General features: G+C 61.6%; 14 protein-coding genes. 6 read left to right on the forward strand and 8 right to left on the reverse strand.

All coding sequences use genetic code 11. The annotated features are described in order from the left end of the window. Window positions 1–30: 30 nt before the first annotated feature. The gene (locus KCG87_RS14670) at window positions 31–189 is read right to left on the reverse strand and encodes a DUF3309 family protein (RefSeq protein WP_169432680.1); all 159 of its coding nucleotides are present in this window, start codon (window positions 187–189) and stop codon (window positions 31–33) included. Between the two features lie 323 nt (window positions 190–512). Here KCG87_RS14670 and KCG87_RS14675 point away from each other — a divergent pair, with 323 nt between their 5' ends. The 3 genes from KCG87_RS14675 to csrA all read left to right on the forward strand — a co-directional run bounded on the left by KCG87_RS14675 (window position 513) and on the right by csrA (window position 2,056). Continuing rightward, a complete protein-coding gene (locus KCG87_RS14675) occupies window positions 513–1,328 on the forward strand; it encodes an SDR family oxidoreductase (RefSeq protein ID WP_210558194.1) in 816 nt (271 codons plus the stop codon). 63 nt (window positions 1,329–1,391) lie between these two features. Then, window positions 1,392–1,724 (forward strand): YnfA family protein, encoded by a 333-nt coding sequence (locus KCG87_RS14680; protein ID WP_135296321.1) that lies wholly within the window; start codon window positions 1,392–1,394, stop codon window positions 1,722–1,724. A gap of 146 nt (window positions 1,725–1,870) precedes the next feature. Further along, on the forward strand, window positions 1,871–2,056 hold the full coding sequence (gene csrA, locus KCG87_RS14685; RefSeq protein WP_027612397.1) for a carbon storage regulator CsrA: 186 nt from the start codon (window positions 1,871–1,873) through the stop codon (window positions 2,054–2,056). On the opposite strand, the gene KCG87_RS14690 is transcribed toward csrA, so the two are convergent. From KCG87_RS14690 to mnmC, 5 genes are all read right to left on the reverse strand, one after another. Beyond that, complete coding sequence (locus KCG87_RS14690; RefSeq protein WP_003192759.1) at window positions 2,053–2,280, reverse strand: YheU family protein; 228 nt, start codon at window positions 2,278–2,280, stop codon at window positions 2,053–2,055. The genes csrA and KCG87_RS14690 overlap by 4 nt on opposite strands. A 170-nt stretch (window positions 2,281–2,450) precedes the next feature. Continuing rightward, on the reverse strand, window positions 2,451–3,641 hold the full coding sequence (locus KCG87_RS14695) for an osmoprotectant NAGGN system M42 family peptidase (RefSeq protein WP_027612398.1): 1,191 nt from the start codon (window positions 3,639–3,641) through the stop codon (window positions 2,451–2,453). Window positions 3,642–3,805: 164 nt separating this feature from the next. Beyond that, the gene (gene ngg, locus KCG87_RS14700) at window positions 3,806–5,554 is read right to left on the reverse strand and encodes an N-acetylglutaminylglutamine synthetase (protein ID WP_135296320.1); all 1,749 of its coding nucleotides are present in this window, start codon (window positions 5,552–5,554) and stop codon (window positions 3,806–3,808) included. Window positions 5,555–5,557: 3 nt separating this feature from the next. Then, window positions 5,558–7,330, reverse strand: coding sequence for an N-acetylglutaminylglutamine amidotransferase (locus KCG87_RS14705; RefSeq protein WP_047598738.1), 1,773 nt, complete (start codon window positions 7,328–7,330; stop codon window positions 5,558–5,560). Between the two features lie 149 nt (window positions 7,331–7,479). Beyond that, window positions 7,480–9,459 (reverse strand): bifunctional tRNA (5-methylaminomethyl-2-thiouridine)(34)-methyltransferase MnmD/FAD-dependent 5-carboxymethylaminomethyl-2-thiouridine(34) oxidoreductase MnmC, encoded by a 1,980-nt coding sequence (gene mnmC, locus KCG87_RS14710; RefSeq protein WP_210558196.1) that lies wholly within the window; start codon window positions 9,457–9,459, stop codon window positions 7,480–7,482. 341 nt (window positions 9,460–9,800) lie between these two features. Between mnmC and pap the strand changes: the two genes are divergently transcribed. Continuing rightward, the gene (gene pap, locus KCG87_RS14715) at window positions 9,801–11,315 is read left to right on the forward strand and encodes a polyphosphate:AMP phosphotransferase (RefSeq protein WP_210558198.1); all 1,515 of its coding nucleotides are present in this window, start codon (window positions 9,801–9,803) and stop codon (window positions 11,313–11,315) included. Between the two features lie 103 nt (window positions 11,316–11,418). Beyond that, the gene (locus KCG87_RS14720; protein ID WP_210558200.1) at window positions 11,419–12,603 is read left to right on the forward strand and encodes a thiolase family protein; all 1,185 of its coding nucleotides are present in this window, start codon (window positions 11,419–11,421) and stop codon (window positions 12,601–12,603) included. Window positions 12,604–12,722: 119 nt separating this feature from the next. Here the strand turns inward: KCG87_RS14720 and KCG87_RS14725 are convergent, their stop codons facing one another. After that, complete coding sequence (locus tag KCG87_RS14725; protein WP_210558201.1) at window positions 12,723–12,917, reverse strand: DUF6316 family protein; 195 nt, start codon at window positions 12,915–12,917, stop codon at window positions 12,723–12,725. Window positions 12,918–13,126: 209 nt separating this feature from the next. Here KCG87_RS14725 and KCG87_RS14730 point away from each other — a divergent pair, with 209 nt between their 5' ends. Further along, entirely contained in the window at window positions 13,127–14,086 is a 960-nt protein-coding gene (locus KCG87_RS14730) for a DMT family transporter (RefSeq protein ID WP_210558203.1), read from the forward strand. Between the two features lie 113 nt (window positions 14,087–14,199). On the opposite strand, the gene KCG87_RS14735 is transcribed toward KCG87_RS14730, so the two are convergent. Continuing rightward, complete coding sequence (locus KCG87_RS14735) at window positions 14,200–15,594, reverse strand: class II fumarate hydratase (RefSeq protein WP_096794913.1); 1,395 nt, start codon at window positions 15,592–15,594, stop codon at window positions 14,200–14,202. Window positions 15,595–15,779 lie beyond the last annotated feature (185 nt).

Here is a 15,779-nt window from a genome sequence, read left to right on the forward strand (position 1 = left end):
CTGAGGGCCTCTTTTTTTTGTCTTGGGGTTTTATATCCTGCCAAGTAACAGCAAGACCAACAGCACCACCAACACCACGCCGATAATGCCCGAAGGACCATAACCCCAACTTCTGGAGTGCGGGAAGACCGGCAGACCACCGATCAGCAACAGGATCAGGATAATGATAAGAATTGTGCCCATGTCGATTTCCTTGTTTATAGCGTTCGAGAAGACTTGGTGTTCAAGGGCGACTGGAGGCTAACTAATTCCAGACGGCTTACAAATTCCGACTGGTGTGAATGAAAGAAAATTCAATGTTTTTTTAATGTATTTGGATTACTCGTTTATTTCCTTTAAAGCGCGAGATCAAAAGATCGCAGCCTTCGGCAGCGCCTACATGAATTCCCTGTAGGCGCTGCCGAAGGCTGCGATCTTTTGATCCTGTATTCAGCAATCTGATGGAGCGTGGGTGGCCAGTGTTCCTTCGCTACACTCCGTGCATCTCCTACGGAACAACAAGGCTGTCTGCTATGCAAAATCGCATGATGATCACGGGTGCGGGCTCAGGTTTGGGTCGCGAAATCGCGCTGCGCTGGGCGCGTGAAGGCTGGCAGCTGGCCTTGTCCGACGTCAGCGAAGCTGGCCTGCAGGAAACCCTGAAGCGGGTGCGCGAGGCCGGTGGTGACGGTTTCACCCAACGTTGCGATGTGCGTGACTACAGCCAGCTCACCGCGTTTGCCCAGGCTTGCGAGGTGAAGCTCGGCGGCATTGATGTCATCGTCAACAACGCCGGTGTGGCGTCCGGCGGATTCTTCAGCGAACTGTCGCTGGAGGATTGGGACTGGCAGATCGCGATCAACCTGATGGGGGTGGTCAAGGGCTGCAAGGCGTTCCTGCCGCTGCTCGAACAGAGCAAAGGCAAGATCATCAACATCGCTTCGATGGCTGCACTGATGCAAGGCCCGGCGATGAGCAACTACAACGTGGCCAAGGCCGGTGTAGTGGCGCTGTCGGAAAGTTTGCTGATCGAACTGGCGCAGCAGGAAGTCAGCGTGCATGTGGTCTGCCCGTCGTTCTTCCAGACCAACTTGCTCGACTCGTTCCGTGGCCCGACCCCGGCCATGAAAGCCCAAGTCGGCAAGTTGCTGGAAAGTTCGCCGATCACGGCTGCCGACATTGCAGACTATATCTACCAGCAAGTGGCTGCCGGCGAATTCATGATCCTGCCGCACGAGCAGGGGCGCATGGCCTGGGCGATCAAACAGAAGAACCCGCAACTGATCTACAACGAAATGACCACCATGGCCGATAAAATGCGCGCCAAGGCCAGACAAACCAACGGCTGAACTTGCCCCGAGGATGTTGCGTCGTTAGGGTGGCCGCAATGGTCACCCTGTCGAGACGCATCAATGCTCAATTACCTGTGGTTCTTCCTCGCGGCGCTGTTTGAAATCGCCGGTTGTTTCGCCTTTTTCATGTGGCTGCGTCAGGGCAAAAGTGCCTTGTGGGTGATCCCGGCGCTGCTCAGCCTGACCCTGTTCGCCCTGTTATTGACCCGCGTCGAAGCGGCTTACGCCGGGCGCGCCTATGCCGCGTATGGCGGAATCTACATCGTCGCGTCGATCGGCTGGCTGGCGGTGGTCGAGCGCGTTCGCCCTTTGAGTTCGGACTGGATCGGCGTGGCGCTGTGCGTGATCGGCGCGAGCGTGATTCTGTTCGGTCCGCGCTTTTCCGCTGCGTGAGGCGAGGCTGTTTAGCGATTTGCAGGAAACGTCTGACGGGCGCAGCGCTCGTGGGTGTAGGGCAAGACTGAATTGCTCACGACGTATTGTCGAGCGGGCGTCCGCCGCGCATCTTCAGGGCTGGCTAACCCTGAAGGATAAATTCCATGCTTGTACTCAGCCGTGTAGTGGGCGAGTTGATTTCCATCGGTGACGACATATCCGTGCGCGTGTTGTCAGTCAACGGCTCCAGTGTGCGCTTTGGTGTCGAGGCGCCGCAGAAGGTCAATGTGCACCGTTCTGAAGTCTATCAGCGGATCCAGCGCAAACAGGTCACCGAAAAGGTCCGCTAGTCGAACAGATGCTTGGGCACATCGTGTTTGAGCATCAACTGGCATTGTTCGCTTTCCGGGTCGAAGACGATCAGCGCCTGGCCTTTGGTCAGCGCCTGGCGCACGCGCAGCACGCGGGTTTCCAGCGGTGTGTCATCACCGTTGTCGGTGCCGTCGCGGGTGACGAAGTCCTCGATCAGGCGGGTGAGGGTGTCGACTTCAAGAGCGTCGTAGGGAATCAGCATGGGCACCTCGGCTAAATCAATGGCGGGATGCTACGGCGATTGGTGGCTGGCTGCCAGTTTTGTGTGGTTTGTACCGGCCTCATCGCGAGCAGGCTCACTCCTACAAGGAAATGCATTCCAACTGTAGGAGTGAGCCTGCTCGCGATAGCCATAGTTCAGATAACAAGGATTCAACTGTCGGAGCGCTGCCCCACCAGACTGTCCACCGACGGCACTCGCGTATCGCTCTCCATCTGTGTCTCATGTTCGATCTGGTGACTGAAGCGATCCAGCGAAGCATTGGCCGGCGCCGCATCACTGGCGAATACCGGCGGACTCAGAATGTACGCCCCGAGCAAACGACTGAGCGCCGCCAGACTGTCGATGTGCGTACGTTCATAACCATGGGTCGCGTCGCAGCCAAAGGCGAGCAGGGCGGTGCGGATATCGTGCCCGGCAGTCACCGCCGAATGCGCGTCGCTGAAGTAATAGCGGAACAGGTCGCGCCGCACCGGCAGTTCGTTTTCACCGGCCAGACGCAGCAAATGCCGCGACAGGTGATAGTCGTAAGGGCCACCGGAGTCCTGCATCGCCACGCTCACCGCGTGTTCGCTGGAGTGCTGGCCGGGCGCGACCGGCGCGATGTCGATGCCGACGAATTCGCTGACGTCCCATGGCAATGCCGCCGCCGCACCGCTACCGGTTTCTTCAGTGATGGTGAACAGCGGGTGACAGTCGATCATCAACTCCTGACCGCTCTCGACGATGGCTTTGAGCGCAGCGAGCAATGCCGCAACCCCGGCCTTGTCGTCGAGGTGACGGGCGCTGATGTGACCGCTGTCGGTGAACTCCGGCAGCGGGTCGAACGCCACGACGTCGCCGACGCTGATGCCCAGCGAGTCGCAATCGGCCTTGGTCGCGCAGTAGGCGTCCAGACGCAGCTCGACGTGATCCCAGCTGATCGGCATCTCGTCTACGGCAGTGTTAAACGCGTGCCCGGAGGCCATAAGCGGCAACACGCTGCCGCGTATCACGCCATTGTCGGTGAACAGGCTGACCCGGCTGCCCTCGGCAAACCGGCTCGACCAGCAACCGACCGGGGCCAGGGTCAGACGGCCGTTGTCTTTCACTGCACGCACGGCGGCGCCGATGGTATCCAGGTGCGCGGAGACGGCGCGGTCGGGGCTGTTTTTCTTGCCCTTGAGCGTGGCGCGGATCGTGCCGCGACGGGTCATCTCGAAAGGGATGCCGAGTTCTTCCAGACGCTCGGCGACGTAACGCACGATGGTGTCGGTGAATCCGGTGGGGCTGGGAATCGCGAGCATTTCCAGCAGGACTTTTTGCAGGTAGTTGAGATCCGGTTCCGGGATTTGAGTGGTCATGGAAACTCCTGATGAGTTGAGGCGCATCGATGGTTTCGATGAGGGGAAAGATTTGTAGTGCCTGATCCGGCCCCTTCGCGAGCAAGCCCGCTCCCACATTTGGAATGCGTTCAACCTGTGGGAGCGGGCTTGCTCGCGAAGGCGTCAGTCCTGACACCTCGGAATCAAGAAACAGCCGGCTGACTGTGCGGAAACAACAGATCGACAAAGCGCTCTGCCGTCGGCTGCGGCTCGTGATTGGCCAGGCCGGCGCGTTCATTGGCTTCGATAAACACGTACTCCGGCTGATCCGCCGCCGGCACCATCAAGTCGAGGCCAACCATTGGAATATCCAGCGCCCGCGCTGCGCGGACGGCGGCATCGACCAGCGTCGGGTGCAGAATTGCCGTGACATCCTCCAGCGTGCCACCGGTGTGCAGATTGGCCGTGCGACGCACGAACAGGTGCTCGCCCGCCGGCAGGATGCTGCTGTAGTCATACCCGGCCGCGTGCAGGGTGCGTTGGGTTTCGTGATCCAGCGGGATCTTGCTCTCGCCACTGGTAGCGGCTTGCCGACGCCGGCTCTGCGCCTCGATCAATGCACCGATCGAATGATGGCCGTCACCGACCACCTCGGCGGGACGACGAATCGCTGCCGCCACCACTTCAAAACCGATCACCAGAATCCGCAGGTCGAGGCCTTCGTGGAAGCTTTCCAGCAGTACGCGGCTGTCGAAACGCTTGGCGGCTTCGATGGCCTGCTGCACCTCTTCGATGCTCTGTAGATCCACCGCCACGCCCTGGCCTTGTTCACCGTCGAGCGGCTTGACCACCACACGCTGATGCTCGTCGAGAAACGCCAGGTTGTCGTCGGCGTTGCCCGCCAGTTGCTGTGAAGGCAGCTTCAGGCCGGCGCCTTTCAACACTTTGTGGGTCAGGCTTTTGTCCTGGCACAGACTCATGCTGATCGCGCTGGTCAGGTCGCTCAACGATTCGCGGCAACGTACCCGGCGCCCGCCATGGCTGAGGGTGAACAGCCCGGCTTCGGCATCGTCCACTTGCACGTCGATGCCGCGCCGGTGCGCTTCCTCGACGATGATCCGCGCATAAGGGTTGAAGTTGGCTTCCGGCCCGGGCCCGAGGAACAGCGTCTGATTGATGCCGTTCTTGCGCTTGATGGCGAAGGTCGAGAGGTTGCGAAAACCGAGCTTGGCGTAAAGATTTTTGGCCTGACGGTTGTCATGCAGCACCGACAGATCCAGATAACTCAGACCGCGACTCATGAAGTGCTCGATCAAATGCCGCACCAGCACTTCACCGACACCGGGCCGCGAGCACTGCGGATCCACCGCCAGGCACCACAGGCTGCTGCCATGTTCTGGATCGTTGAAGGCTTTCTGGTGATTGAGGCCCATGACGCTGCCGATCACCGCGCCACTGTCTTCATCTTCGGCCAGCCAGTACACCGGGCCGCCCTGATGATGCGGGGTCAGGCGCGTGGCATCGATCGGCAACATGCCGCGTGCCTGATACAGCAGATTGATCGCTTGCCAGTCCGCTTCGCTTTGCGCGCGGCGAATGCGGAAGCCGCGAAACACGCGGGTGGCCTGGCGGTAATCGCTGAACCACAGGCGCAAAGTATCGGATGGGTCGAGAAACAGTTGCGTCGGTTCCAGCCCGAGAATCTGCTGCGGTGCGGCGACATAAAGGGCGATATCGCGTTCGCCGGGCTGCTCGTTGAGCAGTTCCTGCGCCAGCGTCGCCGGGTCAGGGAAAGTGTGGCCGATCAGCAGCCGACCCCAACCGCAGTGCACGGCAATGGGGTCGGCGCCGAGTTCGCTGCCGTCTTCGGCCAGACGCGCCTGCAAGCGTTCATACGACGGTGTCTGACCGCGTAACAGGCGCTGATTGATCGCTGTGGCGTGAGGTTTCATCAATCAGATTCCTTGTTCACTGAGCCACAGGTTCAGGGCCGCCAGTTGCCACAGTTTCGAGCCGCGCAATGGCGTCAGTTGGCCTTGCGGATCAGTCAGCAATTTGTCGAGCATGGCCGGGTTGAACAGGCCACGATCCTGGCTCGGATCCAGCAGCAGTTCACGCACCCAGTTCAGAGTGTCGCCTTGCAAGTGCTTGAGGCCTGGCACCGGGAAATAGCCTTTCTTGCGGTCGATCACTTCGCTTGGAATCACCAGACGTGCAGCTTCTTTGAGTACCTGTTTGCCGCCGTCCGGCAGCTTGAACTGGCCGGGAATCCGCGCCGAGAGTTCCACCAGGCGATAGTCGAGAAACGGCGTGCGAGCCTCCAGGCCCCAGGCCATGGTCATGTTGTCGACACGTTTGACCGGGTCATCCACCAGCATCACCGTGCTGTCCAGACGCAGGGCTTTATCGACCGCGGCATCGGCACCAGGCTGGGCAAAATGCTCTTTCACGAAGTCGCCAGCGGCGTCATTCGCGGTCAACCATTTCGGCTGCACGGTGGCGGCGTAGTCGTCGTAGCTGCGGTCGAAGAACGCCGCGCGATAGGCCGCGTACGGATCGGCCGCACCGTCGACTTGCGGATACCAGTGATAACCAGCGAACAGTTCGTCGGCGCCTTGGCCGCTTTGCACCACTTTGCAGTGCTTGGCCACTTCGCGCGACAGCAGGTAGAAGGCGATGCAGTCGTGGCTGACCATCGGCTCGCTCATCGCACGGAACGCAGCGGGCAGTTGCTCGATGATCTCTTTTTCGTCGATGCGCAATTGATGATGTTGAGTGCCGTAGTGCTTGGCGATCAGATCGGAATACTGGAATTCATCGCCACGCTCGCCGCCGGCATCCTGAAAACCGATGGAAAAGGTCGACAGGTTCTCCACCCCGACTTCTCGCAGCAGGCCGACGAGCATGCTCGAATCGACACCGCCGGAAAGCAGCACGCCGACATCCACCGCTGCGCGTTGACGGATTGCCACGGCCTCGCGGGTGCTGTCGAGCACGCGGTCGCGCCAGTCTTCGAGGGTCAGATTTTTCTCGTCGTCGTGTGGGCCGTAGGGCAGGGTCCACCAGGTTTTCTGCTCGGTGCGGCCATCGGCTTCGACGCGCATCCAGGTCGCTGGCGGCAGCTTTTCGATGCCCGCGAGCAAAGTGCGCGGAGCCGGCACCACCGCATGGAAATTCAGATAGTGATTGAGCGCCACCGGATCGAGGATCGGGTTGATGTCGCCGCCCTTGAGCAGCGCCGGCAGGGCCGAGGCAAAGCGCAAACGCTGGCCGGTGCGCGACAGGTACAAAGGCTTCACGCCGAGACGGTCGCGAGCGATGAACAGGCGCTGGGCATCACGCTCCCAGATGGCGAACGCGAACATGCCGTTGAGTTTCGGCAGCAGCGCTTCGCCCCAGGCGTGGTAGCCCTTGAGCAGCACTTCGGTGTCGCCACCGGAATAGAAGGCGTAGCCCAGCGCTTCGAGTTCGGCGCGCAGTTCCGGGAAGTTGTAGATCGCGCCATTGAAGGCCAGGGACAAACCGAGTTGGCTGTCGATCATCGGCTGAGCCGAGCCGTCCGACAGATCCATGATTTTCAGGCGACGATGGCCCAGGGCAATCGGCCCTTGGGCATGGAAGCCCCACGCATCGGGGCCGCGAGGGGCCAGGTGATGGGTGATTCGCTCTACCGCTGCAAGGTCTGCAGGTTGATGATCAAAACGTAACTCGCCAGCTAATCCGCACATAAAGTCCTTACCGGTTTTTCCGTTGGGGAGGGGTCATTCAAGTCAGGCCAAAATGGCCGGTACTCAGAAACTGACCCGCTGCAGATGTGGGAGTTTTAGAACGATGAGTTATAAGAGGGGGCGACTGACCAGCGGCCAGTCGCGATTTTTCATTTGCCGCGAATCAACGTGCGCAGTGCAAAACGATTGGGATGGCAGGCCTCGGCGACGCTTCGGGGCAGTGGCAGCGGCTCGTTGTCCAGCCACGCCGCGAGCAGTTCGCCCGACAGCGGCGCGGTGATCAGCCCGCGTGAACCGTGGCCACTGTTAACGTACAGGCCATCGAGCCACGGGCAGGCGATGTCCGGCACTTGTCGCGCGTCCTTGCTCAACGCGGCGTAGGCCTGAGCGAAGGCTGTGCGGTCGGCGAGGGGGCCGACGATCGGCAGATAGTCGGGACTGGTGCAGCGGAATGCGGCGCGTCCCTCCAGAGTTTCCGGGGGCAGTTGATTGATGTGCAGGCGCGCCACCAGATCGCCGGAGATCTCTTCGAGCATCGCCAGATTGCCCAGGTGTTCGGCGGTGGTCGGGGTCAGGTCGTCGCTGTTGAAGTCGAAACTCGCACCCAGCGTGTGTTCGCCCAAGCGTGCCGGCGCGACATAACCTTCGGCGCAGACCACGGTGCGCAGTGTCTGGCTCTCGGTGGTTTGCGGCAGGCGCGTGATTTGCCCGCGAATGCGCTTAAGCGGCAACTCGGCACTTTGCGCAAAGCGTTTGATCTCCGCCGCGCCGGCCAATATCACCACCGGCGCGCTGGCGAGCACGCGCTCGCCGTCGAGGGCTTGCCACTGACCTTCGACCTTGCGCAGTTCCAGCGCATCGTGATGCTTGAGCAGTTCGATGTTCGCTTGCGCGGCTTGTGCCTGGCACAGCGCCGGCGGATGCACCCAGCCCCCTTCGGGGTAGAACAGCCCGCCGTGGGCCACAGCGATTCCGGCCTGAGTTGCGGCTTGCGGTTGATTGAGCCAGTGCACCAGATCTTCCGGGAATGCCGCGGCCAGTTGCGCCTGACGCTCGGCTTCCTTGGCATTGAAAGCCAGTTGCAGCACGCCGCAATCGTCCCAGTCGGTGCCGCGTTGCAGGGTTTCCAGCAGGCGGCGGGTGTAGCCGAAGCCGCTGACGATCAGTTGCGACAACGCGGTGCCGTGGGCCGACAACTTCAGGTACAGCACGCCCTGCGGATTGCCCGACGCCTCCTGCGCCACCGCCTCGTGACGCTCCAGCAGACTGACGTGCCAGCCGCGCGCGGCGAGGCTGGCAGCGGTCGCACAACCGGCCAGCCCGGCGCCGATCACCAGCGCCCGACGTTCACCGGTTTGCGGGGCAGGGCGGGCGAACCACGGTTTGTCCGGCAGCGGTGGCGCGACGTCCTGCGGCCAGCCGAGAAACTCGCCGCGCAGGATCTCCCACTTGTGGCCGATGCCCGGCGTGCGTTTCATCTTGAACCCGGCCGCGTTGAGCAGACGCCGCACCCAACCGGTGCTGGTGAAGGTGCTGATGGTCGAACCCGGCGCGGCCAGTCGAGCCAGTTCGACGAACAGTTCAGCGGTCCACATGTCGGGGTTTTTCGCCGGGGCGAAACCGTCGAGAAACCACGCATCAATCTGCGCATCGAGTTGCGGCAGTTGCTCCAGCGCATCGCCGATCAGCAGCGTCAGCGTCACGCGGCCATTGCCGAGAATGATCCGCTGAAAGCCCTGATGGATCGCCACGTACTGCGTCAGCAACTGATCGGCCAGCGGCTTGAGCTGCGGCCACAAGGCCAGCGCCCGTTGCAGATCGGCCGGGCTCAACGGGTATTTTTCGACGCTGACGAAATGCAGCCGCGCACCGGCCACCGCGTGCTGTTCGAACAACTGCCAGGCGCAAAGGAAATTCAGCCCGGTGCCGAAGCCGGTTTCGCCGATCACCAGTCGCCCGTGCGCCGGCAGCGCGGCAAAACGCTCGGCCAGACGGTTCTGTTCGAGGAACACGTAACGGGTTTCATCCAGCCCCGACTGGTCGGAAAAATACACATCATCGAACACCCGCGAACGTGGGCGTCCCTGGTCATCCCAGTCGAGTTGGGCGTGGGGCAATACAGGTTTCATGGCAGGCTCGGCAACGACAAGGCGGCCATTCTAGCTGATCGTGCGGAGGGTGCTTGATCCATGGCAAGGCCTGGCTGTGCAGCCTCGAAGACAATTAACGATTTGGGCGCGGATCAGAGCAACCTGTGGCGAGGTGATTTATCCCCGATCGGCTGCGTAGCAGTCGCAATCCCGCTACCAGCGTGCATCTGGCGTTGAATGGCTTTGGGGCCGCTGCGCTGCCCATCGGGGATAAATCCCCTCACCACAGAGTTTTTCTTGAAGCCAAAAGGAGCGGAATTTCTCCGCCGCGCCCATGCCCAATCCGCTAGTCTTGCTGAATCCTGGAAGGAGCCGTCCCCATGTTTGAATCCGCCGAAATCGGCCATGCCATCGACAAAGAGACTTACGACGCGGCTGTGCCTGCACTGCGTGAAGCACTGCTGGAAGCGCAGTTCGAGTTGCAGCAGCAGAAGCGTTTTCCGGTGATCATTCTGATCAACGGCATCGAAGGCGCAGGCAAGGGCGAGACCGTCAAGTTGCTCAACGAGTGGATGGACCCGCGCCTGATCGAGGTGCGCACCTTCGATCAGCAGACCGATGAAGAGCTGGCGCATCCACCGGCCTGGCGTTACTGGCGGATGCTCCCGGCCAAGGGACGGATGGGAGTTTTCTTTGGCAACTGGTACAGCCAGATGCTTCAAGGGCGGGTTCACGGTCTGTTCAAGGATCCACGCCTGGATCAGGCGATCAACGCCGCCGAGCGTCTGGAAAAGATGCTCTGCGATGAAGGCGCGCTGATCTTCAAGTTCTGGTTTCACCTGTCCAAGAAACAGATGAAGGCCCGCCTCAAGGCGTTGGCCGATGACCCTTTGCACAGCTGGCGCATCAGCCCGCTGGACTGGCAGCAATCGCAGACTTACGACAAGTTCGTCAAATACGGCGAGCGCGTGTTGCGCCGCACCAGCCGCGACTATGCGCCATGGCACATCATCGAAGGCATGGACGCCAATTATCGCAGTCTTGCCGTCGGCAAAATCCTGCTGGAGGGCCTGCAGAATGCGCTCAAGCGTCCTGAGGTGCACACCGAAGAGGTCAACGCCGCCCCGTTGGGCACGGCGGTCGATCAACTCAACCTGCTCGACAGCCTCGACCTGAACCAGCGACTGGAAAAGAAGGACTACGAAGAACAACTGATCACCGAGCAGGCACGGTTGTCCGGGCTGATGCGCGATAAACGCATGCGCCGCCACGCACTGGTGGCGGTGTTCGAAGGCAACGATGCGGCGGGCAAGGGCGGGGCGATTCGTCGGGTCGCGGCGGCGCTCGATCCGCGTCAGTACAGCATCGTGCCGATTGCCGCGCCCACTGAAGAGGAGCGCGCGCAGCCGTATCTGTGGCGCTTCTGGCGGCACCTGCCGGCGCGGGGTAAGTTCACGGTGTTCGACCGCTCCTGGTATGGCCGGGTGCTAGTGGAGCGGATCGAGGGCTTCTGCAGCCCGGCCGACTGGCTGCGCGCCTACAGCGAGATCAATGACTTCGAAGAGCAAATCGCCGACGCCGGGGTCATCGTCGTCAAGTTCTGGCTGGCGATCGACAAGGACACGCAGATGGAGCGCTTCCAGGCCCGCGAGCAGATTCCATTCAAGCGCTTCAAGATCACCGAGGACGACTGGCGCAACCGCGACAAGTGGGACGCCTACCGCGCCGCCGTGGGCGACATGGTCGACCGCACCAGCACCGAGATTTCGCCGTGGACGCTGGTCGAGGCCAATGACAAACGCTGGGCCCGGGTCAAGGTCCTGCGCACGATCAACCGAGCGCTTGAGGAAGCATTCGCGAAGTCCGACAAACGCGCGAAAAAACACAAGGACTGAGCCGATGGACCCGCATACGCGGGGTGAATGATTGTCGCGGTCGGCGGCAGGGTGGACTTATGCTCGGTCCACTCTCCTCCGACAACAACAATTGAGGTATGCCATGCGTGAAGTGGTGATCGTCGACAGCGTGCGGACCGGCCTGGCCAAGTCCTTTCGCGGCAAGTTCAACCAGACCCGCCCCGACGACATGGCGGCCCATTGCGTCAACGCGCTGTTGTCGCGCAACGACATCGACCCGGCCAGTGTCGAGGACTGCATTGTCGGCGCCGGCTCCAACGAGGGCGCGCAGGGTTACAACATCGGCCGCAACGTGGCGGTGCTGTCGCGGCTGGGCACCGGCGTGGCCGGCATGACCCTCAACCGTTTCTGTTCTTCGGGGTTGCAGGCGATTGCGATTGCCGCCAACCAGATCGCCTCCGGTTGCAGCGACATCATTGTCGCCGGCGGCGTCGAATCAATCAGTCTGACCCTGAAAAGCGTCAACACCGACCACCTGATCAACCCGTTGCTCAAGCAGCAGGTGCCGGGCATCTACTACACCATGGGCCAGACCGCCGAAGTGGTCGCGCGCCGTTATGACGTCAGCCGCGAGGCGCAGGATCGTTACGCGCTGCAAAGCCAGCTGCGCACTGCCCAGGCGCAGGCGGCCGGGCTGTTCAATGATGAAATTGTGCCGATGGCGGTCAAGTACCGGCTCGAGGACAAGAACAGTGGCGAAGTGCAGATCCTCGACGGCATCGTCGATCACGACGACTGCAACCGCCCGGACACCACTTACGAAAGTCTCGCCGGACTGAAACCGGTGTTTGCCGAGGACGGTTCGGTGACAGCCGGCAACTCATCGCAATTGTCCGACGGCGCGTCGATGACCCTGGTGATGAGCCTGGAAAAAGCCCTGCAACTTGGACTCAAGCCGAAGGCGTTTTTCCGCGGTTTCACCGTCGCCGGTTGCGAGCCGGACGAGATGGGCATCGGCCCGGTGTTCTCGGTGCCGAAACTGCTCAAGGCCAAAGGCTTGCAGGTGGCGGATATCGATCTGTGGGAGCTCAACGAGGCTTTTGCTTCGCAGTGTCTATATGCCCGGGATCGATTGGAGATCGACAACGACAAATACAACGTCAACGGCGGCTCGATTTCTATCGGCCACCCGTTCGGCATGACCGGGTCGCGGCAGGTCGGGCATCTGGTGCGTGAGTTGCAGCGGCGTAATTTGCGTTACGGCATCGTGACCATGTGCGTGGGGGGCGGGATGGGGGCGACGGGGTTGTTTGAGGCTGTTCGTTAAACCTGCAGATTTGTATTGACTGTCAGGACGCCTTCGCGAGCAAGCTCGCTCCCACATTGGTACGGCTTACACCGATCAGAATGTGGGAGCGAGCTTGCTCGCGAAGGGATCGACCGGATTTACCGTTTGGAATCCAGAAGCTGCATCCGCGCGATATACGCCTGAATCTCCCGCTCTGCCTTCTCGGCGCTGTCGAACGGCCCCTCAAGGGTGTTCTCCCGCGTGCTGAAAAACAGTTCGCCATTGACCCGACACAACCGGTCGCTGCGAAAGTGCGTGGCGGGGGCGCTGTCATCGGCGCGCATTCCGTACATGATCCGGCTCCTTGAGTGATCCGTTGCAGGGATCCAATCAGCTTATGCCTGAAGCACTTGGCGCGCTTCGTCAGCCGATCAACGGCAAAACGTCAATTTAATGCTGCGACCTGCACAGTTTCATTCGCGGCCTGGCCCGAACTGTCCCTGTGTTGCGTCTGTCGGCGGGCCTAGAATGACCGCTCTCGTCAGCAGGCATTGGGGTTCGCATGCACATTTCATCCGGTCGCTGGGTTTACGGTCTGTTCCTGGCACTGCTGACGGCGGTTTTGTGGGGCATCCTGCCGATCAAACTCAAGCAGGTGCTGCTGGTGATGGACCCGATCACCGTGACCTGGTTTCGCCTGTTGGTGTCGGGCGGCTGCCTGTTCATCTACCTGGCGGCCACGCGCCGCCTGCCGAACCGCAAGGTGCTCGGTCCCCGAGGCGGCTGGCTGGTGTTGATGGCGGTGCTCGGGCTGGTGGGCAACTACGTGCTGTACCTGATGGGCCTTAACCTGCTCAGCCCCGGCACCGCGCAGTTGGTGGTGCAGATGGGGCCGATCATGTTGCTGATCGCCAGCCTGTTTGTGTTCAAGGAGCGCTTCAGCATCGGTCAGGGCATTGGCCTGGCGGTGCTGCTGATCGGCTTTGTGCTGTTCTTCAATCAGCGTCTGGCTGAACTGCTCACCTCATTGTCGGACTACACCGCCGGCGTGTTGCTGGTGCTGCTGGCCTCGACGGTCTGGACCTTCTACGCACTGGGGCAGAAGCAATTGCTCACGGTGTGGAATTCGTTGCAGGTGATGATGGTGATTTACCTGTTCTGCGCGCTGTTGCTGACGCCGTGGGTGCATCCGCTCGAAGCACTGGAACTGAGCCCGGTGCAGGGTTGGCTGTTGCTGGCGTGCTGCATGAACACGCTGATTGCCTACGGTGCCTTTGCTGAAGCACTGGCGCACTGGGAGGCCTCGCGGGTCAGTGCGACGCTGGCGATCACACCGTTGGTGACCTTCGGCGCGGTGGCGATTGCCGCCGGGGTGTGGCCGGAATATGTGCATGCCGAGCAGATCAATGGGCTGGGTTATGGCGGGGCGGTGCTGGTGGTGCTGGGGTCGGCGCTGGTGGCGTTGGGGCCGTCGCTGATTGCCGGGTTGAAGGCGCGGCGGATGCGGATTGCAGCCAGTTAGACCGCTTTATCGTTCTTCGCGAGCAAGCCCGCTCCCACATTTTGATCGGTGTATGCCGTACCAATGTGGGAGCGGGCTTGCTCGCGAAGGCGGCCTGTCAGGCGCTACAGGACTCAGCCCTTGGCGCCGGCCTCGATCATGTTCTCCGGCCGCACCCAGGCATCGAACTCCTCACTGGTCAGATACCCCAGCTGCAGCGCCGCCTCGCGCAAGGTCAGTCCCTCACCGTAAGCCTTCTTGGCGATTTCCGCCGACTTGTCGTAACCGATGTGCGGATTCAGCGCGGTCACCAGCATCAGACCGCGTTCCAGGTGCTGGGCCATGACCTGCGCATCCGGTTCAAGACCGGCGATGCAGTGCTGCTGGAAGTTGCTGCAGCCGTCGGCGAGCAGGCGGATCGATTGCAGCACATTGTGGATGATCACCGGTTTGTAGACGTTCAGTTGCAGGTGACCCTGACTCGCCGCAATGCCGATGGTGACGTCGTTGCCCAACACCTGGCAGGCCAGCATCGACAGCGCTTCGCACTGGGTCGGGTTGACCTTGCCGGGCATGATCGAACTGCCCGGCTCGTTCGCCGGCAGCTTGACTTCGGCAAAGCCAGCGCGAGGGCCGGAGCCGAGCAGGCGCAGGTCGTTGGCGATTTTCATCAGCGCCACGGCGAGGGTCTTCAGGGCGCCGGACAGGCTGGTCAGCGGCTCATGCCCGGCCAGCGCGGCAAACTTGTTCGGCGCGGTGACGAACGGCAGACCGGACAGCGCGGCGAGTTCCGCAGCAATCGCTTCGCCAAAGCCGTGCGGCGAATTCAGGCCGGTGCCGACGGCAGTGCCGCCCTGCGCCAGTTCACACACCGCCGGCAGTGCGGCGCGGATCGCCCGTTCGGCGTAATCCAGCTGCGCTATAAAGCCCGATAGCTCCTGACCGAAGGTGATCGGCGTCGCGTCCATCATGTGCGTGCGGCCGGTCTTCACCAGTTTCATGTGCCGTGCGGCCAATTCGGCCAGGCCGCCGGACAGCTCGGCGATCGCCGGCAGCAATTGCTCCTGCACGGCTTTGGCAGTGGCGATGCTCATGGCGGTGGGGAAGCAGTCGTTGGAGCTTTGCGAGCGATTGACGTGATCGTTGGGGTGCACCGGCGTTTTGCCGCCGCGCGGATTGCCGGCCAGTTCGTTGGCACGGCCGGCGATCACTTCGTTGACGTTCATGTTGCTCTGGGTGCCGCTGCCGGTCTGCCAGACCACCAGCGGAAACTGGTCGTCATGCTGACCGTCGAGCACTTCGTCGGCGGCTTGTTCGATCAGGCGGGCGATGTCGGCGGGCAGGTCGCCGTTGCGGTCGTTGACCCGGGCGGCGGCTTTCTTGATCAGGGCCAGGGCGTGCAGTACCGGCAGCGGCATGCGTTCCTGACCAATGGCGAAGTTGATCAGCGAGCGTTGCGTCTGAGCACCCCAGTAGGCGTCGTCCGGGACTTCGATCTGGCCCAGGCTGTCGGTTTCGATACGGCTCATCGTGCACACTCCTGTTGGTCTGTTTGCGCAGTTTAGGCCCGGTCAGGCCCAGGTGGTTCCCTCGAACCGATTGTTGACCGGTAAAACCCGGGCAATCAAGCGCGGCAAGGCTCGGGGGTTGAGCCACGAGGTTTTTTAGGCGCAGAATGGTCGCCCTTGGGGTTTGACCTCGCCTAGCTGAAAAG

The organism is Pseudomonas sp. MWU347, assembly GCF_017947305.1.
GTDB classification, from domain to species: Bacteria; Pseudomonadota; Gammaproteobacteria; order Pseudomonadales; family Pseudomonadaceae; genus Aquipseudomonas; species Aquipseudomonas putida_A.

What these genes read in the sequence shown, in the direction of transcription:
- KCG87_RS14675 (WP_210558194.1), top strand. Translation starts at nt 513, where the DNA reads ATGCAAAATCGCATGATGATCACGGGTGCGGGCTCAGGTTTGGGTCGC.
- KCG87_RS14680 (WP_135296321.1), top strand. Translation starts at nt 1,392, where the DNA reads ATGCTCAATTACCTGTGGTTCTTCCTCGCGGCGCTGTTTGAAATCGCC.
- csrA (WP_027612397.1), top strand. Translation starts at nt 1,871, where the DNA reads ATGCTTGTACTCAGCCGTGTAGTGGGCGAGTTGATTTCCATCGGTGAC.
- KCG87_RS14690 (WP_003192759.1), bottom strand. Translation starts at nt 2,280, where the DNA reads ATGCTGATTCCCTACGACGCTCTTGAAGTCGACACCCTCACCCGCCTG.
- KCG87_RS14695 (WP_027612398.1), bottom strand. Translation starts at nt 3,641, where the DNA reads ATGACCACTCAAATCCCGGAACCGGATCTCAACTACCTGCAAAAAGTC.
- ngg (WP_135296320.1), bottom strand. Translation starts at nt 5,554, where the DNA reads ATGAAACCTCACGCCACAGCGATCAATCAGCGCCTGTTACGCGGTCAG.
- KCG87_RS14705 (WP_047598738.1), bottom strand. Translation starts at nt 7,330, where the DNA reads ATGTGCGGATTAGCTGGCGAGTTACGTTTTGATCATCAACCTGCAGAC.
- mnmC (WP_210558196.1), bottom strand. Translation starts at nt 9,459, where the DNA reads ATGAAACCTGTATTGCCCCACGCCCAACTCGACTGGGATGACCAGGGA.
- pap (WP_210558198.1), top strand. Translation starts at nt 9,801, where the DNA reads ATGTTTGAATCCGCCGAAATCGGCCATGCCATCGACAAAGAGACTTAC.
- KCG87_RS14720 (WP_210558200.1), top strand. Translation starts at nt 11,419, where the DNA reads ATGCGTGAAGTGGTGATCGTCGACAGCGTGCGGACCGGCCTGGCCAAG.
- KCG87_RS14725 (WP_210558201.1), bottom strand. Translation starts at nt 12,917, where the DNA reads ATGTACGGAATGCGCGCCGATGACAGCGCCCCCGCCACGCACTTTCGC.
- KCG87_RS14730 (WP_210558203.1), top strand. Translation starts at nt 13,127, where the DNA reads ATGCACATTTCATCCGGTCGCTGGGTTTACGGTCTGTTCCTGGCACTG.
- KCG87_RS14735 (WP_096794913.1), bottom strand. Translation starts at nt 15,594, where the DNA reads ATGAGCCGTATCGAAACCGACAGCCTGGGCCAGATCGAAGTCCCGGAC.